Annotated in this window: 19 protein-coding genes and 1 pseudogene; 1 reads left to right on the forward strand and 19 read right to left on the reverse strand. The window is 55.5% G+C overall.

Translation table 11 applies throughout. The features are described from left to right. Positions 1 to 23: 23 nt before the first annotated feature. The 19 genes and pseudogenes from Enr13x_RS19320 to Enr13x_RS19405 all read right to left on the reverse strand — a co-directional run bounded on the left by Enr13x_RS19320 (position 24) and on the right by Enr13x_RS19405 (position 22,169). On the reverse strand, positions 24 to 1,319 hold the full coding sequence (locus Enr13x_RS19320; RefSeq protein ID WP_145388583.1) for a glycosyltransferase: 1,296 nt from the start codon (positions 1,317 to 1,319) through the stop codon (positions 24 to 26). A gap of 151 nt (positions 1,320 to 1,470) precedes the next feature. Continuing rightward, positions 1,471 to 2,022: an acyltransferase gene (locus tag Enr13x_RS19325; RefSeq protein ID WP_197455193.1), complete on the reverse strand. Its 552-nt coding sequence runs from the start codon at positions 2,020 to 2,022 to the stop codon at positions 1,471 to 1,473. After that, complete coding sequence (locus tag Enr13x_RS19330) at positions 2,000 to 2,989, reverse strand: hypothetical protein (RefSeq protein ID WP_145388584.1); 990 nt, start codon at positions 2,987 to 2,989, stop codon at positions 2,000 to 2,002. The genes Enr13x_RS19325 and Enr13x_RS19330 overlap by 23 nt, the downstream gene beginning before the upstream one ends. 447 nt (positions 2,990 to 3,436) lie before the next feature. Next, positions 3,437 to 4,906, reverse strand: a complete 1,470-nt coding sequence (locus tag Enr13x_RS19335) for a lipopolysaccharide biosynthesis protein (RefSeq protein WP_145388585.1) — start codon at positions 4,904 to 4,906, stop codon at positions 3,437 to 3,439. A 21-nt stretch (positions 4,907 to 4,927) separates the two neighbouring features. Then, complete coding sequence (locus tag Enr13x_RS19340) at positions 4,928 to 5,614, reverse strand: sugar phosphate nucleotidyltransferase (RefSeq protein WP_231743648.1); 687 nt, start codon at positions 5,612 to 5,614, stop codon at positions 4,928 to 4,930. A 195-nt stretch (positions 5,615 to 5,809) separates the two neighbouring features. Continuing rightward, positions 5,810 to 5,983, reverse strand: a pseudogene (locus Enr13x_RS39820) (CBS domain-containing protein); the annotation flags it as partial. A 30-nt stretch (positions 5,984 to 6,013) separates the two neighbouring features. After that, complete coding sequence (locus Enr13x_RS19345; protein ID WP_145388587.1) at positions 6,014 to 7,135, reverse strand: acyltransferase family protein; 1,122 nt, start codon at positions 7,133 to 7,135, stop codon at positions 6,014 to 6,016. A 5-nt stretch (positions 7,136 to 7,140) separates the two neighbouring features. Continuing rightward, on the reverse strand, positions 7,141 to 8,313 hold the full coding sequence (neuC, locus tag Enr13x_RS19350; RefSeq protein WP_145388588.1) for a UDP-N-acetylglucosamine 2-epimerase: 1,173 nt from the start codon (positions 8,311 to 8,313) through the stop codon (positions 7,141 to 7,143). A gap of 4 nt (positions 8,314 to 8,317) precedes the next feature. Further along, complete coding sequence (gene neuB / locus Enr13x_RS19355; protein ID WP_145388589.1) at positions 8,318 to 9,337, reverse strand: N-acetylneuraminate synthase; 1,020 nt, start codon at positions 9,335 to 9,337, stop codon at positions 8,318 to 8,320. Positions 9,338 to 9,341: 4 nt separating this feature from the next. Beyond that, positions 9,342 to 10,022: an acylneuraminate cytidylyltransferase family protein gene (locus Enr13x_RS19360; RefSeq protein WP_145388590.1), complete on the reverse strand. Its 681-nt coding sequence runs from the start codon at positions 10,020 to 10,022 to the stop codon at positions 9,342 to 9,344. Beyond that, entirely contained in the window at positions 10,019 to 10,633 is a 615-nt protein-coding gene (locus Enr13x_RS19365; RefSeq protein WP_197455195.1) for a NeuD/PglB/VioB family sugar acetyltransferase, read from the reverse strand. The genes Enr13x_RS19360 and Enr13x_RS19365 overlap by 4 nt, the downstream gene beginning before the upstream one ends. Then, entirely contained in the window at positions 10,630 to 11,850 is a 1,221-nt protein-coding gene (locus Enr13x_RS19370; RefSeq protein WP_197455196.1) for a LegC family aminotransferase, read from the reverse strand. Before Enr13x_RS19370 ends, Enr13x_RS19365 begins: the two co-directional genes overlap by 4 nt. A 5-nt stretch (positions 11,851 to 11,855) precedes the next feature. Next, positions 11,856 to 13,106, reverse strand: a complete 1,251-nt coding sequence (locus tag Enr13x_RS19375; RefSeq protein WP_197455197.1) for a polysaccharide biosynthesis protein — start codon at positions 13,104 to 13,106, stop codon at positions 11,856 to 11,858. A gap of 6 nt (positions 13,107 to 13,112) precedes the next feature. Then, the gene (locus tag Enr13x_RS19380; protein ID WP_197455198.1) at positions 13,113 to 15,644 is read right to left on the reverse strand and encodes an O-antigen ligase family protein; all 2,532 of its coding nucleotides are present in this window, start codon (positions 15,642 to 15,644) and stop codon (positions 13,113 to 13,115) included. A gap of 108 nt (positions 15,645 to 15,752) precedes the next feature. Then, on the reverse strand, positions 15,753 to 16,799 hold the full coding sequence (gene gmd, locus Enr13x_RS19385; RefSeq protein ID WP_145388593.1) for a GDP-mannose 4,6-dehydratase: 1,047 nt from the start codon (positions 16,797 to 16,799) through the stop codon (positions 15,753 to 15,755). A gap of 84 nt (positions 16,800 to 16,883) precedes the next feature. Beyond that, positions 16,884 to 17,852, reverse strand: coding sequence for a GDP-L-fucose synthase family protein (locus Enr13x_RS19390; RefSeq protein WP_145388594.1), 969 nt, complete (start codon positions 17,850 to 17,852; stop codon positions 16,884 to 16,886). A 164-nt stretch (positions 17,853 to 18,016) separates the two neighbouring features. Continuing rightward, the gene (locus Enr13x_RS19395) at positions 18,017 to 19,426 is read right to left on the reverse strand and encodes a UDP-glucose 6-dehydrogenase (protein WP_145388595.1); all 1,410 of its coding nucleotides are present in this window, start codon (positions 19,424 to 19,426) and stop codon (positions 18,017 to 18,019) included. 44 nt (positions 19,427 to 19,470) lie between these two features. Beyond that, positions 19,471 to 20,055 (reverse strand): transcription termination/antitermination protein NusG, encoded by a 585-nt coding sequence (gene nusG, locus Enr13x_RS19400; RefSeq protein WP_145388596.1) that lies wholly within the window; start codon positions 20,053 to 20,055, stop codon positions 19,471 to 19,473. A 527-nt stretch (positions 20,056 to 20,582) separates the two neighbouring features. Continuing rightward, the gene (locus Enr13x_RS19405) at positions 20,583 to 22,169 is read right to left on the reverse strand and encodes an MraY family glycosyltransferase (RefSeq protein ID WP_145388597.1); all 1,587 of its coding nucleotides are present in this window, start codon (positions 22,167 to 22,169) and stop codon (positions 20,583 to 20,585) included. Positions 22,170 to 22,580: 411 nt separating this feature from the next. Here Enr13x_RS19405 and Enr13x_RS19410 point away from each other — a divergent pair, with 411 nt between their 5' ends. Continuing rightward, positions 22,581 to 23,702: a hypothetical protein gene (locus Enr13x_RS19410; protein WP_145388598.1), complete on the forward strand. Its 1,122-nt coding sequence runs from the start codon at positions 22,581 to 22,583 to the stop codon at positions 23,700 to 23,702. The last annotated feature ends 51 nt before the right edge of the window (positions 23,703 to 23,753 follow it).

Genomic DNA, 23,753 nt, shown 5'->3' on the forward strand with positions numbered 1-23,753 from the left:
CGCGTCAATTGGGGCAGTTCTGCTCAACGTTTCGGCTCAAGAGCACCATCGGATTTGCGGATCAAGCCCTTCATCCAGGCGTGGAGCTGCCGACACTGCGATTTGCGTTGGTAAACGGAGATAAATCTTGACGATTCATCCTGGAGAAATGACCGTGAAGCGTACATCGCTTCACACAACGCGCGTTTTAATTCGGAAACGGATGGGCTGTCGAGCACGGATGCGTGCGGCCACCGTTTTAAAAACAGCCTATCCGACCGCGTCGGGTTGACGTGAATCACCGGACGAGCTGACGCCAAGTATTCAAATAGCTTCGAACTCAGCCCCATCCCGGCAGCGTGGCGATCTGGAAGGTGACTGAACAACACGTCCGCAGCGATCGTTTCCGCAACTGCTTCCTGATGCGAAATCCTGCCCAGGAATCGAAACTTCAGTTTGTCGGTATCGCCCGGTATGCTCGACGGAACGTTGCCACAAAACCGCACGCTCAGACGCTTGTCTGGAAACGTTTCGCCGAAGGCCTTGGCGAGATTGATGAGTGTTTCAGGCTCGATCGTCGACGATGAAAAAATCTGAATGTGGGGCTGTTCGATCAACGGAGTTTGACCCGTTGCATGAATGATTTCTGCCATCTCATCGGGAACACCGTTGGTCATGAGCCTCATCTTATGAGCCCACTCGCTTCGATTTCGTCTTGCCCATCGAAAGTGAATCGGAATGGCATGCGTGACGAGCGACGCTCGTTCATAAACAGAATTCTCGAATCGGTTGGTCAGGCAACGCTTGGCAAAGTTGGATTTTGACGAACTGAAACGCTTGTCGATCGTGAAGGGATCCCTGAAGTCCGCAACCCAAGGCACTTTCATTGCGCCGGCGATTCGGCCCCCTAGCCAATGAATCGAATGGGGAGGGCTAGAAACCAGGAGAATATCAGGAGAGACCGACTCAGCAACGGAGAGTGCCTTCGTCAATAAACGACGCTGCCTCCAAATCGCCACGTCCGGAACAGAAATTCCGTTCATCAATGCAGTGGCAATCTCCCGAGCAGCTCGGTTGACCTTTTGCGAGGCGGATCTCGAAGATGATACCGAAGCATTGCGATCCGCGTTCGTTGCGGCCCGCGGTGCGCCGAGACGTATGATGTTCACGTCTTCAAGGTCTTCCGCCGAATCCAACTGGTGTTGCGTAAGATATTGCCTGCAAATAACCGTCACTTGCTCACCTTCATCTCGAAGGTGCTTCGCCCATTCGGTGACTCGAATCGCCGCGACCGTCGGGTCGGGATAAAACGTATTCGATAAGAGGAGGATTCGGTTCATCTTCGGGACATTCGCGGTAACGAAACGTCATCGCGCACTGGCAAGTCATCTCACACCCTTGGTGCGAGAGTCACCGTCGACACGGCGCGAGTGCGTTGGCCTGCGTTTCGAATTAGACGTGCGCAAACGACTGACATTGTTAATCAGGATCCTACGCAAACTTGCCGGCGGATTTCAGTTTCTCATAGTGATCGACATCCCGCATCTTAAATACCTTCGCAGGGTGCCCACCGGCAATCGAGCATCTGGGAATATCGCTCACGACAACGCTTCCAGCCTGAATGATTGAACCTTCGCCGATGGTGATTCCGCCCAACAGGATCACTCGATCACCGATCCAGACGTTGTCTCCAATATGAATATCAAGGAGCAGGTATTCCTTCGAATCGTAGGGAATCGAATCCCCGTCGTCGTAGCGATGATTCTGCGTGATCATTCTCACTTCGGTGCCGCTGTGGAAATTGTCTCCGATGACAACCTTACCGCCACCCACGATCTGCACTCCGTTGAAGTTGGTGTTGTGCCCCAGGTGAGTTGTCCTTGTAAAGCTGCATTTGGCATTGACGTTGGGCCGAGACTTGCAGGAAGCAACACACCGCATGGTCCTGCGCGATCTCCACTCCCGCATGAACCGGCTGCGCACTGCAAGCAACTTTCGGTAGATCGATCTCAACATCCACTCACCTATTTCGGTTTCCGGCATTCCACTCGTAATGACCGTCGTCCGTTCTTTCCCAACCGAGTGGTTCTTCCGAATCGCAAATTCGAGAAATCAAATCCGCTGCGAGGGCGGCCGACGGAGGGCGGTCCGGTCGACTGCAACCGGCACAAAAATATTCGGCCTTCTCTGCCAAAACTGATCGTGGCTGACGGTCCAAGTCGACGATTTCTGCTGCGATCCGCTCGAGACTGCGAGCATGCCGAGACAATCCATGCTTCACGAAGCCGTAGACGTCTTCGGTCTCCGACGAGAAATACACAACACTCGGCACTCCCATCAGTGCTGCCTCCAATGCGATGGAGGAGGCGCCACACACCAGAATCCCTACACGCTCCAGAAAGGCGAACGAATCCTCGACTGCTGCTTCGGACATGCACAGGTTCATGTCTTCACACAGCCGCCGAACCGCATCGAAGATTGCCGGAGGTGTCGCAGGGTGCAACCTCACCAAAATCTCCCGTGAAACGAAGTCGCTTCGCAACTGCGACAGAACCGTTCGAGTGTACTCAAAATCATCCAACAGATTGAAGCAGATGCCGATGGACGACTGTTGCTCGCCGTCTTTTGGACGCGTCAAGTCTTTTGCACGAAAGGTATGGTCATACTTTGCGATTCCCGTCAGAAAAACTTTCGTTTTTGTTGACGGTCCGTATTTGTCAAACGCATCCCGACCATCCAGGAAGGCGTAGTCGAATTTCAACGCGGGGAAATGATCTGCGACACACGCGTGTTGGATGTAGACCGTCGGCACACCCTCGTCTTGCGCCGCTTTGTTGAGGGCACAGTAGGTACCGACGTGGTCATTCGAAAGGATGATGCAACCGGGCTTGGACTTCTTGAACCAATACCTTGCAGCGATGTAGACGCCGTAGGTCCGTAGATAAATGCGTACGCTCTCCCGAAACGTCTTCCTCAGCCGTCGGTCGCATCTCAGCCACCGAACGAACAATGCTGGGCAGTAAAAAACACTGAACTTTGCCGCGGAAACCAAGAGCACCTCTAACGCCTTGGCATCCACCCACGCCGACTCACGCGGGAAGCGTGCATGAACCGGACGGAGAGCATTTTCTTGATTTTTCGTACCGGCGATCCACGCCGGTCTTCCTCCAAGCAAAACCACCGGGACACCCGGGGCAGTCAGCGAACGGATCAGTTTTCCGATTCGCCGAAAAAAGCGCGCGAATCGACTATCGGTTTTGTTCGCTTCTTCCTCGCTCGCAAGTGATCTTTGCAAACCAAATTCGAATCCAACTTGGCTTCTCACTGGATTGAGTTCAATGACGTCCAGGAAGACGGCCTGGAAGAGAATGGGCGGTAGGTCAAAGAGTGCCATCATCGTTTTTCGCCTACAAAACCGACCCGCGCATCGGGCCCACACCGATCAAGGTACATCCAGTCAAGACTCAACCGGGTGTCGTGATGCTCTCTGGCGCAACCGCAGAATGCCACTCAGGTGGAAAAACCAGGCACTCATCATCGCCATTGAAACAAGCTTGATCGCAAGCCTGAAAGGCGGGTCGAAGTCAGCAAAAACGAGTTCACTCAGTGCCACGGTGAGCACCGCGATAGCGGTCATTGCGACATTGTTTCCCGCATTCCAATCGAGCGCGTAGGATCGATTCGAAAGAACCCATGCAATCAGAAAAGACAACGCGAATGCTATCAGTGTCGTCCAGGCCGCCGCAATCGCTCCCATGACCGGAATGAGAGCGATGTTCAAGACAACGTTGACCACCCCCGACGACAGAGTGATGATCGGAATCCATCTCGTCTGCTTTTCATAAAACAGCGTCTGCACGGCAAAACAGTACCACCCGCGGAACACGTAGGACGCAGCCAAGATGGGAATAAATGAACTCACCGTGTAAAACTCCGGCGGAACAAGAATCGTCAGTGCCTCATTGGCGAACAGGCTCAGCAAAACCCAAGCAGACAGCATGACAGCGGTCCATTTTGTGATGACCTGCCGATACTCACGGACCGTGTCTGGCTTGGATTCCGAAGACCGCTTCATGAACTGAGGCGAATTGGCGCGATTGAATGCATCGACGCAAATCCGCAGCGGTCCAGTCAACCGCACCGCGATTCCGTAAACCCCCACCGCTGCAAGATCCGTATATCGCTCCAAGATCAATATGTCGGACGACGTGTAGAGAAACGCGCCGAAAAAGTGGGGAATGAGCGGCAGACAATACGACATGCAAGGTCGCAATATCGACACATCGAATTGAAACTTGAGATAGCTTCGAACCAGGAACAGCAACACGAGTACGTTGAAGAATGCACTAAGCGCGGTCGCCAGAAACACTCCCAACGGCCCCCAACGCAGCCACACCACCAGGACCAGAGTTGCGACTGCTTGGAAGATCGCAACGGCAGCCGAACTGGCGAGCAGAGTTGTGGCCTTGCGCTGCACCTGAAGCAACGTGCCGCAACATCGAGTAACGACGCCCAGGTAAGTCGCGACCGCCGCGAGAAAGAAATACGGGAAAAAATCAAGTTGTGATTTCGGGTAACACAGCGCGACCAGAAAGTCACCAAATATCCACAGCAGCGAAAAGACAAAAATGCCGATGCTGCAACTGGCAATGAGAATCGTCGAAAAAAAACGTGCGACACGATGCTCCTCATAATCGAAAAAAAATCTGCCGACCACAGACGGCAACTGAAGCGCAATGAACCCGCTCGCAATCGCCGAGAAAGTCGCAACCAGATTTACAATTCCGTAGTCCGCCTTCGTCAGGACGCGAGTCAGTACAGGGAGCAGGAGTAACGAGAGCAACTGCGGAAGCACCCCTTGAATGCCATAGGCCAGGGTGTCCAGCAGCGTTTTCAGGCGTCGTTTCGGAGAAGCTTCAGCTGTCACCAGTTGACTGCCCTGCGAATCTCACTCGCCCCGCGCCTCAGCCAGTTGTTGCGGCTGGCCGACGTCAATCCAGTCGTCGATCTGGAACGTGCCGACTTGCCTTTTTTCCACCAGTGCGTTTTCGATCACGCTTGTGATCGGCGTAAATTCTGGCCGGACGGTCGCGATGATTTCTGGGGACATTGCGTAGATCCCCGCATTGATGGTTCGCTGAAGAATCGGCTTTTCCACAAGTTTGGTAACAACACCGTCGCTCGTCTGCAGGCAACCAAATGGTACCTGATGCGTGTAGTTTTTCACTCCAATCGTGATCGCATTCGCATCCCGATGGTGCTGCGATAGCATCGCTTGAACATCAAAGTCGACGACCAGATCTCCGTTCATCACCAGAGTTGCGTTGTCCACCGGATGAGAATTCAGCAAGGCGAGTGGGCCGCCAGTTCCCAACGGCTGGTCTTCTTTCAAATATGTGATCGAGCAACCAAGCTTGTCACCGTTGCCGAAATGTTGTTCGATTCGATTGGAAAGATAGTTGACCGACAGATAGATCGTTCGGATTCCACTACCGACCAGATGAATGATGATCCTCTCAAGGATTGGACGGCCGGCAACACTAATCATCGGCTTGGGAGTCGTTTTTGTGAGAGCCCCCAGGCGAGTTCCTTTTCCACCGGCAAGAATCACTGCCGCATTGGGCAACGTCTCCACCTGAATCAGTTCGTTCAGAAGATGCAGACCGCAAACGAACCCCTGATCATCCAAGACGGGCAATTGCTTGATCGTAAAACATTTCATCAAATCCAACGCTTCGTTCCGACTGGTTTTCGCATTGACAAATCGGTACGCGGTATTGGCAAATGGCAAGACCGCGGCGTCGAGATCTGCCCCACTCAAGAGTGCTCGACGCAAATCGCCATCGGTGATGACGCCCAAAAGCTTTTTGCGATCGTCGACCACCAGGGCCAGTTGAACAGCCCCCTCGTCGATCACCTTCATCGATTGAAAAATCGTGGCGTCTGGACGTACCAGCAGACGTTCAATCCTGCTCTCGTTCAGCAAACTGGTCTCAGTCTTCATGATCTCATGGGTGGAGTCTTCGAATTTCACTCAGGTATCCGCTCGCTCGGCGAGTCGATACTCCGGTTTAGGTTTCGGGGCAAGTTGAGTGGCAACGACTTTCCCTATTCCGATCATCGGCTTTTCGATGAAGAGATACGACAGACGCGCGACGAACAAGGTAACCGCAAACGCGACTGGCACTTGAAGCGTGGGGACCGCAAGGATGTTAGTGATTTTCCAACAAACATTGTAAACCAATGGGTGGATCAGATAGATCGAATAGGAACAAAGGCCTAGCAGGGAAAGGATCCGGTTCAGCGTCACAAACTTGGTCTTCGGACACCAAAATGCGACCGCGCAAGCTGATACCGTGATCGCCGAAAGAAGAATGCGGCGATATCCAGTCACCATCGCGATCGGCGAATCAATCGGTATCAGGGCAAATGCCAAGCACAGCAGAGTGAGCATCCGCACTAAGGAATGAGGTGAAATCGACTTCCCCCAGTGGATTGTCGGAGCGATCAGCAGGCCACCGATAAAAAATGGGACCTGATTGAGCGGGTTGATGTAGGTCGGCCACTGACTCGAGAGCGTCTCCTCTCCATCGAGCATGTGAAATGAATACAGGAGCGACATGAACAATGCAAACATCGCCAGCCCAATCGCACCCAATCGCCCTGCCCTTCTCACTAGGATGAGAACAGGAAAGATGAGGTAGAAAGAGAATTCATTCCCGATCGACCAACCACCAACCGGTATATAGTCGTCCGGATCGGTGACCCCGAACAACAGGGTGATATTATTGAGAATCGTACTCAGGGAATACCCCTCTTTCCCTCTGGCATACGCAATACAAATTGTCGAAACGCAGACGACAGCGTACAGCGGAACCAAGCGAAAATACCGCTTTACCCAGAACGAAGACAGGTTTCGTCCGTCGAGTTTAATCTTCTCATAAACATAACCGAAGCTAAGACCAGAAATGACATAGAACGCGCACACCGCATAAATGCCCAACTTGCTCAGGACCTGTGCGGGAAACCAATGCAGCGGAATGTCGCTCCACGTGGCATAGTGATAGACGGCGACCGACAGGGCGAACATTCCGCGCAGGTAGTCTATGGCTTCAAGTCGCGGGTGATCTTTGTCGGTCGTGACGTCGTTCGGCAACGGCTTCAACCTACCGCAACGTCGAAGAATGTCTTTTTCAGAACACCGTCCAGGTCCACCCGCTTCAGTCTTTTCTTGGCTTCCAAACCAGCGCCGGCGGATCCGTAGGGGTTTGGCGCGCCCGCAATCTGAGTGAGAAAACGACGACTACAAGATCGTTCAATCGCATTTTTGATTGCCGTACAATCGGCGGGGCAATGCACAACGGTTGGCCCCGCCAGTCTTCCTTTCTGCCGATCGCCGATGTTGACGGTCGGCGTTCCAAAATAGGGCGCTTCAATCAGACCGCTCGACGAATTGCCGACCACGGCATCGACGATTTGCACGGCGGACAGATAGCGAAGAAATCCCAATGATTTGAAATGCCAAATTCGTTCCGAGTTGCGGGCCGCGAACGCGTTGATCGCGTCTGCCACTGAATCGCTTCCAGGATCGGCGTTGGGGTGAGTGATCACCACACCGAAGTCCGAGAGCTCATCAAGAGCAGCAATCAGTTCCATGAATTGGGAAAGGGCAGGTTGATCCTCGAGTGTCACGGGGTGGAAAGTGACGAGCAGGTTTCGTTCGCGAAATCGTATCCCCGTAGCGGCTTCGAGCTGCGTCTTTGACAGCAAGTCACACTTCGCCGCATTGTCCAGTCCAAACGCACCAACATTGAACACGCGTTCGGGGGCCTCTCCCATCTGGATGACACGGTTCCGATAGGCTTCGGCCGCGGTAAAATGAAAATGCGACATCTTCGTGATACAGTGCCGAAAGGACTCGTCAAACGCCCCTTCGGTTGTTTCGCCGCCGTGGAAATGTGCGATCGGAATTTTGAGAAGGGTGGCGGCGACGGCTGCGGCAAACGCCTCGAAACGATCACCGAGGACGACAAGCAGATCGGGCGCTAATTCTGCCAATGCTTCAGCAGAACGGGTTACCCCACGCCCCGTTGAACGCGCCACGGCGAGCGATGATCGATCCTCCTCGAGCATCTCAACGCGTCGGGAGATGTCGAATCCGTCGTTCACGATTTCTTTCCATGTCGATCCATAACTCTCAGAGACATGCATCCCTGTGACCAGGACCTGCAGCTCAAGATCTGGATCCGACTGAACCTCTCGCATGAACCAACGCAGCAGCCCATACTCGGCACGTGATCCGGTTACCACGCAAATTGTCTTCGGAGTACGCATGTCCTCAGTCAATTTGCTCGTCGACCTGGTACGCCCGCCCGGCCCTCGAACCGATCACCTGGAGCCAATCCATCGGCGAGCGGCCGGTCGCAGGACGTTTTGTCGTGAGGTTGGATTCGGTAAAAATATCGCCGGCCTGAATCGGAATGGCCGCCACAATGCTTTTTCGTGCGACGATCACATTCGGAAGCTCACTCGGACTGACCCGTTTGACGCCATCTCCCATCGCCGCCTCCGTGTTGCGAATCGCAGAGACCATCTTCTTGAGTTCGTCTGGTTCGAGACTTGCTGCATGATCTGGACCTGGCATGGCTCGATCGAGCGTGAAGTGCTTTTCAATCAATTTGGCGCCCAACGCAACAGCCGCGATCGGGATCTCGATTCCGAGGGTATGGTCAGAGTACCCGACTGTGATTTCAGGAATGGCGTCGCGGATCGTCAGCATCGCCCGTAAATTCACGTCTGCCATCGGAGTGGGATACTGTGTGTTACAGTGCAAGACCGAGATTTTTTCGCGCGTCAGTCCATTTTCACAAAGCACTCGTACGCATTGGCGAATCTCTGCGAGGCTCGCCATTCCGGTGGAGACGACGGTGGGCTTCTGAAAGCTCGCGATGATTTGCAACAACGGAAAATTGGTGATTTCCCCTGAAGGAATCTTGAACATCGGAACGCCCAATTCAGAAAGCATGCTCACGCTTTCGCCATCGAAACCGGTTGACAGAAACTGAATGTTCCGTGCCGCGGAATACTCCATCAACGCCTCGTGGTCCGACGCGGATAGTTCAAGTTCTTTCAACATTTGAAACTGCGACGACTCACCGGTCGATGCAGTCTGGTACTCGGCCGCAACCGCCCCCTTGGTGACAAGCTTCGATGCGATAAAGGTCTGGAATTTGACGGCATCGGCACCGGCTTCGGCGGCGGCATCGACCAACTGCCTTGCGATTCGGATCGAACCGTTGTGATTGACGCCCGCTTCAGCGATGACATAAACAGAACGATTACTTAACCATGGAACCATACCACTAGCCTCTGATAACCATTTCACAGATTCGCAGGTCCAACTCCGTATCGATATCATACGACCGGTCAGGTGTCATTATATACGCGGTCGTTTTCCGACCGAACAGTGTCTGCTGACGCTTCAATTGATCAGTCCTTGCGACATAGATCGCGCCGTTCAGGGCAAACACTTTGTCGAGCGACTGGCGCGTCCCCGAAATTGGCTTGTCTTCATATCGTGAAAGAAACCCGCCCCCCTCTTCCTTGAAGAGCCAATTCGGATGGTGTTTTGCGGGTGTCACGCTGACACAAAAATCGGCATTCCTCTCCTCAAGCCGACGGATCGCAGCATCGATATCATGTTCGTTTCGCAACGGACTGGTGGGCTGGAGCACGACCGTCAAATCGTACCCGGGCAACGCATGGCAGGCATGTAGAACCGCTGCAACACCAGGCGTATCATCCGTCGCCAATTCCGCGGGACGAAGGAACGGCACGGAGGCACCGAGTCCAATCGCAATGTCTCGAATCGCCTCGCCGTCGGTTGACACGACAACTTCGTCGACCAGACAAGACGCTCTGGCGGCTTCGATGGTGTACGCGATCAAAGGCTTGCCGGCCAGGCCAATCGTATTCTTGCCCGGCAACCCCTTGCTGTTTTGACGCGCCGGAATGACGGCAAGAACGTTTTGTCCATTCATCATCGGTTCGTTTTCCTCACGCGAATGCCGCCTCGCCCATCAATCCATTGCCCTGCACCGATCACCATGCCGGGCTCAATTTGAATCGATTGTTTGACGACGGTGCCACTTCCGATAAAGCAATCATCACCGATGGTCGTACCTCCGTTGACGATCGCGCCTGTTGCGACATGACAATGATTCCCCACTTCAACATCATGCTCAATCAGTGATTTTGAGTTGATAATGCAATTCTCTCCAATGCTCGCCGACGCGTTGACGATCGCATGGTGCATCACGATCGTTCCCCGCCCAACGACTGCATGCTTGGAAACATGGGCGAGCGGTGAAACAATCGTTGGAAACGCCCCCCCAAGTCGCGCCGTCTCGTTGTAAAGCTTGACGCGTATCGCATTCGTCTCGATTTGCCCGATCGCGACCAGAAAGTTCCCGTCTCGTTTCACAAGGGCCTGCAGATCTCGATCGGTAGAGTCGACGCGGTAACCAAGCAACTGCTGGCCAACTTCGTGTTGCTGGCCGACGATCGACGTGATTTGATAATCACCCGTCGCCTCGACGACGTCGATGCACGAGCGGCAATGCCCGCCACACCCGATCAAGACTAACGGTTTCACGAGCCCCGGGTCGGGATTTGGGAGTGTCGTTCGGCGACGGACACACCACTGGGGATATTGATTAGACGTGACTGAATCGACTCTGCCTGGCTCAAGTCGACTCGTGGACAGGACCGAAACATCGGGAGTTGATGCAGCAGTTCCCAAGCTGGCCGAGTCATGATGTTCCCCTCGTTGGTCTCTTTCAGCATCGCATCTCGAAGGGAAACATGGGTCGCGTCGAGCAGAATCGCGTTCAACCAGTAATTGCTTCTGCAGCCACGAGGTTCCTCAAAAGCCGAAACACCGTCGACGTCTCGAAAGGCCTTGATGTAGCGGCTTGCGAGGTCCCGTTTTGCCGCGATGAAACGATCAAGTTGTTCCAACTGGCCGCACCCGAGTGCCGCATTCAAATTCGGCATCCTCAAGTTGTAGCCCACTTCGTCGTGATAGAACTTCCATGCATGAGGGACCTTGGCGGTCGTCGTGAGATGCTTGGCGCGATCCCCCAAGTCAGCGTCGTTTGTCAGTATCGCGCCACCTCCACCCGTCGTGACGATTTTGTTTCCGTTAAAACTCATGATGGAGACCCTACCGAAGGTACCGGCATGTCGTCCGTCTCGGGTGCTCCCCAACGATTCGGCCGCATCCTCGACGACTTGCAAACGGAATTCCTCGGCAAGCGAAACGATTTCATCCATGGCACAGGGATGACCGAAACAGTGCATGGGCACGATCGCAGAGATCCGCCTGCCCGTTTTCCGACTATAGGTGTGCCCCCCGACAACGCGGGTTGACTCCGCCAACTCAGACCTCAATTTTGCACAATCGATTCCCAACGTCACCGGTTCACTGTCGACCAAATACGGAACCGCCCCGCAATGAGAAACGGCATTGGCAGTTGCGACAAAGGTCAGTGCCGGCACCAAAACCTCGTCGCCCGTTTCCACCCCCGCGAGTTTGAGCGCAAGAAACAGAGCGGACGTTCCATTGGAACAGGCGACCACTCTTTGCACGCCGGTGATCTCGCGTAACATCTCCTCAAATCGCGTGACAAAACTTCCGACCGAAGAAACCCAACCGGTCGAGACGCATTGGCTGACGTATTGCAGTTCGTTGCCATCAAAGACCGGCGCATGCAGCATCGCATCATCACTGCCGATTACAGAGCGGATTGCCGAAACGGTTTTTGCGATGACGCCGTGCAATGGATCGTCGTTGTGTGAAGAGGGGGACACGCCGGCTACATCTTTTCGTCGAGATTTTTTCCAGTCGCAACATGATTCAATTCGGGAACACCGAACCGAACTGCTTCGATCAGTTCTGCTGTGGTCCAGACTCCCCTGGCAAACGCGTTCTTGATTGCCGTCATTGACCGCTGGACGCTTTCAACGCCGTGGAAAACGGGCTCTGTCACAACGCCCACCTTTGCGAAGCGGGACTGATCAGTCGCTTCGCGCGGGTCGACGAACTCTTCAAACGGCTTCTCACCACTGGTGTCGGATCCTGAAAAGAAACAAGGCCACCCGGTGGCTGAATCTCCCAGGGAGCCGGCGATCCGAAGTGCCTCCGCCTCCGATTCGCACTCGATCGGCTCAAAACCTTTGGAACGAAGGAATAGCCTGGCAATCTCGGCAAACGAGAGCATGTCCAACTCTTGTTTGAATTGGGGGTAGAAAATCTCTTTGTTGTTGCCCAGAAAGCAGCCGAGAAGACAGAGCTGCCCCGCTTCTTCATGGCTGATGAAGTATCGCTTGACGTCGTTGGGAGCGGAAAATGGCTGACGTTTTGCGAGGCGATACTGAAAACTGTCGAGAAGGCTACCAGCTGAAAACGCGACATTTGCAAACCGAGCACTTGTAAATGGCATGCTTCCGGAGTGTGCAAGAAACACTCGCTCCATCAACGCCTTAGATGCGCCCATGATGTTGGCAGGGCGTACGGACTTGTCGGACGAAACACTGAATACATGCTTGGTTGCTCCACCTTCGAGCGACTGCACGAGAGCCTCGTTCGCAATCACGTTGACGTTCAACAGTCGCATCAACGTAAATGGGTCCCGTTCGGACCGAACGTGCTTGAGTGCCGAGAAGTTCAAAACGAAGTCATAGGACTGTGTTTTTAGCAGCGCCTTGAACTCAGGCTGTGAATAGTCGACCGCGAACGTTTTGAAGTCGCCCGGCAATGCAAATCCAGATGAACGCAGATCTCGCACCACCTCGACGAGACAATTCTCGCTGATGTCGACAAGATGCAATGCGGCAACAGCGTACTTTGACAACACTTTCACGAACGCACCGCCGATTGACCCGGCGGCGCCGATCACTAAGACGCGAGACGATCGAACCTGATGCCCGATCGCCTCCCCATTCGCTGCAATGTCGTCGCCCAGCAGCGATTCTCTTCGTCCCAGAATAGCCTCGAGCACAGGCCGGCTTTCTGACTTCATTTGATCGATGCGTTTGCTCACAAGATTGTCAACATTTCTTTTCATGTGCACTCACCTGCCCCGCAGGCGCGCGGCCTCTTCGGCTCGGTTGTTCGCCGCAAGTTTCTTTACCAATTTCGCCCGGAGTCGACGGTTGGATGGTGTCAGCTGCAGAGCTTTCTCATAGTGAACGAAACAATCGTCTAGCTGGTTGAGTTGAAAATGCATGTCACCCAATAACTCCTCACAGACCGCGGTTTCTCGAATCGTCTCGCACCTGTCACAGTCGACTTTCGCGATGGCATGCTCCAAGAACCCGTCGATCTGTGCCTTCATCGCAGGCGATTCGAATTCGTGCTCCAACAAATAGCGAGACGCTGCACGCAAGCTCTGGGGTGTGCTTGAGATGATATCAGTCAGATTGAGTCCAGACGTTCTCTCCGCGTGCAGCAATGCATTGCGTGTCAATCGAACATTCAGCTCCGTGGCATTTCGCCAATACTTGGCGCTGGATTCAAAATCGCCCGCATCGCCCGCTAGAACAGCGAGGACCGCCAACTGTTTCGCCGACTGACTTTGCAACATCCCTAACTGCGTGACTGCAATCTGCGATCGGCCGGCATCCTGATGCGCAAAATCAAGATAGGCAAGCTGCATCCTCGGCTCGATTCCAAGCGGCAGTTTGGTCAGCGCAAGCTGGCTGGACTGCACCGCGGCGAGATAAGCTTCCGCCGGCATTGTCAACGCGGATGACTGACGGTACCAACGGCGCCTCTGTTCGATCCGGCGGGCGCGGTCAAAGGCCATCTGGACATCTTCGACGGTGTCCAAGTCTTGCGCCGTAACCGTCTGCAATCGACCGATCCAGCTATAAATCTGCGCGCTGACGAGGAGAATTTCCGGACTCGAATGGGCGACCGTCGCGCTCTGAATCGAGTCGAGAATTCGCTCAACGGCCCTCGGATCGACCCTCTCACGAGCGAGTTCCAGTTCGGCCGAACGCACAAGCGTGTCGTCTTTCGCATCGGATTTCAGGCGGGGCAGACATGCGGCGCCGAAAAACACAATCAGCAGGCCAAAGGCGGCAGGGAGCGTTCGCCGCGAGAGTCGAAAGGAACCGCTACTGAACAACACACCAGCGGAACGCGCGTCATCTTGAATCGCATGCCGTCCCCCAGACGTTGCCTTGAGGGCCGGCCTGCAACCACGGACGATGATCGCGGATGCCAAAACGGTGAAGGTGAACAAATTGCCCGGTACGATCAAGCCGAAATCAAACATTTGGGTAACGATCGTCGCAGCGATCAGGTACCAGCCGCATGTACCAAGTCCTTTATCAATCGGATCAGCCGAATGCGATAGACGGGAGACGGCCAAGACAAGCATTCCAATGATCCAGGCCGCCAGCAGGATTCCAGGCACTCCCTGTTCAGCTGAAAGTTCGAGCCAGAGGTTGTCGGCATGGTGAAACCAATAGCCCGGACTTGTTTCTTGGTAAGGCAGGTATGCATGCGCATAGGTTCCAAGTCCCGAGCCGGCGGGAAAATAACCCGCTGCGGCGCGTGCCCCATCGGGCCAGTGCTCGAGACGAGCATCGTTTGTTCCGGCGCCTGACTTGAGATCGATATCCTGAAACCGTCGAAAGGTGGTAAAGACGTTCGGAAACGTGGAGATAGCGAGTGCGACTAAGACAACGAACACCAAACCGATCGCCGGAATCGCCACGAAGCCTCGGCGGCTTCTAAGCCAGCCAAACGCGACCAGCCCTGCCAAAAATGCACCCACGACTCCGCCGCGGGAGCCACATGCCAATAGACCGGTCGCACAGATCCCAACAGATGCCATGCCAATCAGCATATCGCTGTGATGAAACATCATCGTCCAGTTGCCCGACTGAGGGCTTCGATGATTGATATCGTCCGTGCGAAACGTGGCAAGACGATGGGCGATAAGCCCAAGGCCGCAACTGAGCCCGAGATTTAGAAGTAACGCTGTATTGTTGCGGTTGAAAAACGTTCCAAAGCTAGTCGAAGAAGCGGTCTCAAACTCATCCAAGGTTTCCAGCAATGGCACTTCGGTAAAAACCATACCGACCATGGAATGCCCCGCAATTCCAATGGTGATCACTCCCAGAAGCACCAGGACGTTTGTCCGTTCCCGACAGGCAATCGCGACCGAATAGGCGATGGGAATTAGCAGCGTGAGCATCGCGGCGGAATGCTTCGTGGATTCCGGTGCGACTGAAAGTGGAAACGAACTCGGTCGCAAGTCAGCGGGCAAAATAGGTGTCACCCAGTCGACGTAGGCCGCGTAAGATCCGGGACTGAGAACGGATACCAATGCAGGACTAAGCGGATAGCTTTGGAACCAACTGTAAGCAGCCCATGCGACCAGCGGCCACAAAAAAGTGAATCCTCGCATCCCAATTCCGCTTCGATCTGCAACTGCGGAAAGTACTGCAACAGCAGAAATGGCAACAATGGCCAATGCGGCCACGTAATGCGTCCAGGGAAGAACTCCACCAAGATCGGCTGCTACAACCGGTCCAAGACCCCCGAGGCAGACCACCAATGAAACCGCAATCGACGGCTGGATTCTATTCATCAGCAAACTATTCGAGAGCCCCGCGGCCAAGACGATTCTGGGGCCCTGCTTTGGAAACGATCTGCCTTGTTGCTTCCCGCGTCGTGGCATGCCGCTTCAGAGCGATGCTCAGGCTGACTTGCCTTGCGCAATGGTCGCACGCACCGCTTCGTTTCGCGCCAATTCCAGGTCGTAATCGACCATCAACTGAGCCAATTCTTTGCAGCTGGTTTCGGGTTCCCAGCCGAGCACGTTCTTGGCTTTGCTGTAATCGCCGAGCAACAAGTCGACTTCGGTCGGACGAAAATAGCGAGGGTCGGTTTCGACGTAGTCTTTCCAGTCCAGCTCGAGGTGTTCGAAGGTGTAATCGAGGAACTGACGGATGGTGTAGGTTTCGCCGGTGGCTAACACGTAGTCGTCGGGCGTGTCGTGTTGCAGCATCAGCCACATCCCACGCACGTAGTCTTTGGCGTAGCCCCAGTCACGCTTGGCGTCCAAGTTGCCGAGATAGAGTTTTTCTTGCAGCCCCAGTTTGATTCGCGTTGCGGCGCGCGTGATCTTCCGCGTGACGAACGTCTCACCGCGTCGTGGTGACTCGTGGTTGAACAGAATCCCGTTGCAGGCAAACAGGTCGTAGGCGTGGCGGTAGTTGACCGTCTGGTGGAACGCGTAAACCTTGGCACAGGCGTAAGGGCTTTGCGGTTGAAACGGCGTCTTTTCGGTTTGCGGCGTCTCCAACACATCGCCGAACATTTCGCTGCTGGATGCCTGGTACACCCGAGTCGGCTTTTTGCGGTTCAGTTGGCGGGCGGCCTCGAGCACGTTCAACGCACCGACCGCCGTCGTTTGAACGGTATAGACCGGGTTGTCGAACGAGACGCGGACGTGGGACTGGGCACCCAGGTTGTAAATCTCGTCGGGTTCGATGTTCAGAACCAGATTCGTCAGATTTTGCCCGTCGGTCAGATCGCCGTAATGCAGGAACAACCGCGCGTCCGCGTTGTGCGGATCGGTGTAAATATGGTCGATCCGATCGGTGTTGAACGTGCTGCTGCGGCGGACGATGCCGTGGACAAAATAACCTTCCTCCAACAACAGCTCGGCCAAGTACGATCCGTCTTGGCCGGTGATTCCCGTGATCAGTGCTGTCTTCGGATTGCCGGATGCGTTGCTCATGGTTCGTTTCGCCGTCGAATTGATAGCAAGAATGTGTGGTTTTTGGATACGGCGAAACGCATCACGGTGGTGCCGCTGGACCGTTTAGACTGCCCGCAGCGTGCCGGTTTGGCTCGCACGTAAAAAGTCATCGTAGGTTCTTCCGACGCCGGTTTCCAGATCAATGCGCGGCTGCCACCCCGTCGATTTGATCAGGTCGATGTTGGTGCGTTTGACCGGCGTGCCGTCGGGCTTGGAGGTATCCTGCGTGATTTCACCGCTGAATCCGGTGATTTGGGCGATCAATTCGGCCAATTCGCGGATCGAAATATCGGTTCCGGTGCCGACATTGACCAGATTTGGCGGTTGATCCAGATTGACCAGATGGATCAGACCTTGTGCCAAATCATCGACATGCAGAAATTCGCGTCTCGGTGTGCCGGTCCCCCAAATCACCACTTCATCACGATTGTCGCGCACCGCTTCGTGAAAACGACGGATCATCGCCGGCATCACGTGCGAGTTTTCCGGATGATAATTGTCGCCGGGCCCGTACAGGTTCGTCGGCATGGCGGAATGGAATTTGACGCCGTACTGCGTGCGATAGTGCTCGCACAGTTTCAATCCGCTGATCTTCGCCAACGCGTACGCTTCGTTGGTCGATTCCAACGGGCCGGTCAACAGACAATCTTCGGGCATCGGCTGGGGCGCCATGCGGGGGTAGATGCAGGTGCTGCCGAGAAACAGAAACCTGGCGGTGCCAAATCGATACGCGGCATGGATCGCGTTGGCGGCCATCATCAAGTTGTCATAAATGAACTCGGCCGGATAGGTATGATTGGCGTGGATCCCTCCAACCTTGGCGGCCGCAAACACGACCACATCGGGACGCTCGGCCTCGAAGAATGATTCGACGTCCGATTGCCGGATCAAATCCAATTCGCTCCGGTCGCGGGTGATCAGGTCATGATCTGCGATGCCGAGTCGTTGGAGATGACGAACGACGGCGGCGCCCACCATTCCACGATGGCCGGCGACATAGATTCGTCCGCTGGGGAGTTGTTCCGAAGTCATTGGCTGAAACGATTGCTGTAGGTCGGGTCATGAAAACGAAAGCCGGGATGACTTTCGCGGCAGCGGAAAATGAGTGTCGGATCTTCCCAGTGGGAGAGGCTTCCAGCCTGTCATTCCAGCGTCGACAGGCTGGAAGCCTCTCCCACTTGTTTCCCGAGCGTTGCTCAGAATCCGATTCCGTGGTACTCAAATCCCTTGGCTTTCAGATCCAGGTCTTTGAGTCGGTTGCGGCCGTCGAACACGAACGCCGGTTTTTTCATCGAGGCGTAGATTGCGTCAAAATTAGCGTCGGCGAATTCGTCCCATTCGGTCAGGACGGCGATCGCGTGGGAGTCACTGGACGCTTCTTGTGCGCTCGAAGCAAACGTCACATGTTGTTCGATCAACTCGCGTTTGGCTTCACTGATTTTGTTGTCGCCCTCGGTAAACACGTATTCCAAATCGTTCAAGATTTGATGTTCGCTGACTTGCGGGTCGTAGATGCAGAGGCGGGCCTTTTCCAACAGCAGGTCGCGACAGACATAGATGGATGCCGATTCACGCGTGTCGTTGGTGTCTTTTTTGAAGGCGAACCCCCAGATGCCGATCTTTTTGTCCGAGACGGTGTTGAACATCGTTCGAACCATTCGGGTGACGAAGCGTTCCTTTTGGTAATCGTTCATCCGAACGACTTGTTCCCAGTAGTCGGCGACTTCGGGCAGACCAAAGTACTGGCACAGGTACACCAGGTTCAGGATGTCTTTCTGAAAACAGCTGCCCCCGAAACCGACCGAGGATTTGAGGAACTTGGGTCCGATACGCGAATCGGTCCCGATCGCGGCGGCAACTTCATCGACGTCCGCCCCGGTTGCTTCACACAGGGCGCTGATCGCGTTGATGGACGAGACCCGCTGGGCGAGAAACGCATTGGCCGTCAGCTTCGAAAGTTCGCTGCTCCACAGATTGGTGGTCAGCAAGCGGGCCCTCGGCACCCAGTTGGCGTAAATCTCGACCAGCGCCTCGATCGATTCGGGACGTTCACCTCCGATCAGCACGCGATCGGGTTCCAACAAGTCTTCGATGGCCGTCCCCTCGGCCAGAAATTCGGGGTTGCTCAAAACGTCGAAGCTCGCGTTGTTGGCCGTATTGGACAGGATCCGTTTGACGGCTTCGGCGGTACGCACCGGCAACGTCGATTTTTCAACCACGATCTTGTGGCCTTCGGAAACCTCGGCGATGCGTCGCGCGCATTTCTCGACAAATTCGAGATTCGCCGCTCGCCCGGCCCCGACGCCAAACGTCTTGGTCGGCGTGTTGACCGAAATGAAGACCATGTCGGCGGCGCGAATCGCCTGGTCGATCTCGGTCGTGAACGTCAGGTTCTTGCCACGGCTGGATTGAACGATCTCGTCCAAGCCCGGTTCATAGATCGGCAAACGGTCTGAATTCCACTGCGCAATCCGGTCGGCGTTGATGTCGACGACCTTGACGTCAATGTGAGGGCACTTGTGCGCAATCATTGCCATCGTGGGGCCGCCGACATACCCGGCTCCGATGCAGCAAATCTTGGAAACGGGCGGAATCGTGGTTGTCATCGTTGGTCCATCGCGAAAGGAGAGTCAGTTACCAATGTCAGAATTCAGGCGTCGCTGCCTTGAGGTTCCGGGGCACTACCGAGTGGTTCCAATTGGCAGTCGTCCAATTTGACGCTGACGCCTTGGTCCATGAATCGGACTGAAACGAGCAGTCGCGTCTCTTGATCACGGCGGATCACCACGCCTTCGAACCCGGCGAAGGGACCATTCTTGACGCGAACCTGCTGTCCCGGTTGCAACCGGCCTTCGACCGACAGCGGAACGCCGATGTCGACCAGTTCGCTGATCTGAGTCAAATCGTAGATCAGCGGTTCCACGTCCGTGATCTCGGTCGCCTTTTGGACACAGCCCGTGCAGATCGACTGGTAACGCGATTCATCATCGCCACAGAGAAACACGTAGTTGTTAAACAACGGCACGTAGCTCGTTCGGATGCGGCCGTTGGGAGCGCGTCGGCGCTGCTCGATCTGGGGGCCGTAGTGCGGAACCTGAAGCTCGCGGAGCTGACGCATCAATTGTTTTTCTTGCCGCGACTTGGTGTACAGCAACCACCAGCGTGAAAGTTTCGCTTGGTCCGACGCGATCAGATCGTTAGGAAATCGATCGGGTTCTTTCGCGAGTATTGGCATTGGGATCACCCCCAGTGGTGCTTGGGCGGGTGGATTGGAAATGCGATAGACGTAGTTTGAACAAGGCGGCGGAGATTGTTAAGTCAAGGGGCGCTTCGATTAGCGCGGACTTCGTCCACGTGGGTGACACCCTGCCCTTGGATGGGGGTAGCGTGCGATTACCCGACCTTTGTTCAATCACGATTTCGGCCGATCCACAACGACAAGTTTGCGTAGTCGGCTCGTTTTGCCTGTCGGCTACAAATTGTGTCGGCGTAACAGCCAGACTTCAATGAGCAACCCGACCGCCGGACGCATTCAAATCCGCGTTCGGTGTGCAACGATGCGTTTTTGATTGCTGTGCCGATCGTGCGGGAATGGCCCCCGATTGAGGTACCTGTCTCGCTGACCAGCTTACTGAAGGATTGTCCCAGACAGCGGCGAACTGGAGAAGGACAGGGGAAGAGAGACTGAAGGCGATTTTCGTCGATCTTCGGCGCTCAAACGTGCCGATCGAAGCAACGAAACCGATCAGTGGGGGCAACCGATCAGTGACGGCTGGACAGCAGCGGCGCCGGTTCCGCCCGACGCTCCGCACCTGCATATCGGGGTGCCGGCACGACTCCGCTCACCCGGACGTCGGCGGGCGTGGCGTGCTGCCGCTCCAGTTCGGCAATGATCAACTGAATTTGCGGTTCAAGGTCCATCAACCTCAAACTCAGATCCGCGATTTGTTCGTGAATTCTTGGTGAAGCAACCGATGCCACGACGTGGAGCGTGCCGATATTCACCGTCATTTGTTTGCTGCCGACCGTGATCACGATCGGCCATTTGATTTGCAGCTGTTTGTCGCGATCGGGCATCCGAACATCTGACCAGCTGGCGTGATAGCCTTCGTGTAGCCACGACAAATTGAGATCGATGCTGATCTTGGCCAGGTCGTGGATCTGCGCAAAATCGACAAGCGGCTCCCAAATCAGGTTCCAGTCGCCGCTGCCTTGCAACGGCAGGCAACGGTGATTCTTTTCAAGCGATGACTGCCGCGGCGTGATAAAAAACGATCGCGTCATGTGAGAGGCTTTCATCATCAACAGCTGACATTCTGCGTGACCGAATGAGCGAGTCACCACCAGGAACGTGCCGGCAAGGACCACCCCCAGCAGCGCCAGCCAGGGCATCGCATAGCGGGCCGATGCAATCGCCAGGACCGTGGTCAACGAGCAAAGACCGGCGACGATGAACAGCATGCCGAAATGCCCGTACTTCTTCTGCAGCAAGTGATGCAGGTGGGCGCGATCGGTCGCGTAAATGCTTCTGCCGGTCAGCCATCGTCGGGCAATCGCGGCGGCGGAGTCAAACAGCGGTACCGCCAGGATGGCCACCGGCGCCGAGGCCAGCAACGTGGAACCCTTGACGCTACCCCACACCGACAGGACGCCGACCAGCAAGCCGATCACCATGCTGCCGGCGTCACCGAGAAAGATGGTCGCCGGGGGTTTGTTGAAGAACAGGAATCCGATCAAGCTGCCCGCCAGACAAAAGGCGAAAATACAGCCCAGCGGCGTGCCGTATTCCCAGCTCAGTACCGCCAACCCCAGACTGATGAAACACCCGGCGGTCGTCGCCACACCGTCGGCGCCATCGATCAAATTGAGCGCATTGACTGCAACCAGCAACCACAGCACCGTGACGGGAAAGGCGAGCGACCCCAGGTAGATCTCAAAGCCCATCAGGCCGATCTTTTCGACCACCGTGCCGCTGCCCACCAGTGCGGAAATGATCAGTATCTGAAGCAGCAACTTTTGGCGGCCTCGCATCACCCAGGCATCGTCGATCAAGCCGACGACCAGAATCGCGAAGGCGGCGAGGACCAGTCCATACCAACGCGCTGAAACGTATCCCAAGGCAAAGTCGCCGAAGGAACGGTCATAAAGAACCGTGCAAACAAATCCCACCAGCAGCGAACCGAACACCGCCACTCCACCACACAGCGCGATCGGCTCTCGGTGAAGCTTGCGTTCTTCGTCAGGCGCGTCGACCATCCCGACCCGGCGAGCCAAAAAACGAACGACCGGAACCAGAATTGTCGCAGCGAGGACGGAACAAAGGAGCGAAACCAGGGTCAACCAAATCATTGGTGTCGTATCATGCGGCTAGAAAAGTCGAAACGTCGAACTTGACCGTTTGACTCGCCCCCCCTCGGGGAAAACGTGTAGGTCATCACAGTTTACCCGACGATTACAGAAGCACTCAGTCTAAAACAGAACCCGTTTCAGAGAATGCTTTGAATCTTCATTTTGAGTATTCTTTGCAACGATCGGAGGGAAAGCCCGCCCGGATATCCCCTCCCGGGCGGTGGAACGATCACTAAAAGAACGGTCGGCAAAGCCGATAGAACCCCTACAGCTGGCGTTTCCGTCAGTTTTGGCTAAATCCTTTCGACCGTTACGGCGATAAACACCCCTAGGACGGTACGCCATGAACCGGTGGGCTGCCCGAAATGCTTGACCCAATTTCGAATTCCGCCAGCAGCCAAGGGGGGCCAAATGGCGATTCGTTCAACACGTGCGGCCAGCGCACCCGAACACCACCCGATTCCGTCGGGACGCAACTCCGAAACACCACCGCAATCCACCTGCGATCGCGTCGCACGACCGACGCGTCGCAGGACGGCCCGGCGCCGTCTGCGATCGTTTGTCATCGCCGGGACCGCAGCGTTGATGCTGACCGGCGCCTCGGGATGCTCCTTGGTCTCCAACGCGTATCGTCAGGTACGCAAAGCGGAGTACCTGGACGAGTTCATGCTCGCCCATCGCAACAAGGTCTTTGCCACAAAGGCATGGTTGCGAGAAAAACACTGCCACAAGAACCGTCCACACCTGAACGAGTTCAAAGCAGGTTTCCTGGAAGGCTACGCCGACGTGGCCAATGGCTCCGACGGCTGCATCCCCCGTGTCGCGCCGAGCCAATACTGGGGGTGGAAATACCAGTCCCCCGGTGGGCAAGCCGCGATCGATGCCTGGTTCGCCGGGTATCCATTGGGGGTCAAGGCAGCCGAACAGGATGGCGTTGGCTATTGGGGTCGAGCCCCGATGATGGTCCAGCAGCCGCCAGCGAGTGACAGCGACACCGCCGCGACGCCGACCGAGGCTTCAACGGTGCTCGGGCCCGATGGAAAACCGGTCCCTCCGGAGATCATTGTCCCGGGATCGACGCGGATCATCGAGACGACAACGCCGATCGAGTCGTTGCCGGCGGAAACGCTGGCCCCGCCCGCCATCGGGAGCGGCCAACCGGCGTTCGATGCGGACACGCTCAGTGCCCCCTCGCTCGGTACCCCCGCGCTCGGAGACGATGCCGCGTTGAAATCGAATTCCGATCGGCCGGGCTTCGGCGGCGAGGTGGACAGCCTGGTCGATGCGGCGACGTTGGTGCCACGTCAATCGGCAACCACCTACACCTTGCAGGACTCCGGTCGCCCGACCGTTCCCCTGGGTGAAGATGCGATCGAAGGGATTTTTGGTTCGATCGAAATGCCCGCCAATTCAAGTGACGCCTCGTTGAAAACGAATGCGGCACAAGCTCAATCGAAGCCTACCGGCCAAGCTGACGCGATCGTCGAGACGGCCAGTGCCGACTCCGACGAGATTCCATTTAAGTTTGAATAGCAGCAGCCAACGGTCGCTTCAATCCACGCTGAAAACCTACAGTGACGAGTG

The organism is Stieleria neptunia (genome assembly GCF_007754155.1).
Lineage (GTDB): Bacteria > Planctomycetota > Planctomycetia > Pirellulales > Pirellulaceae > Stieleria > Stieleria neptunia.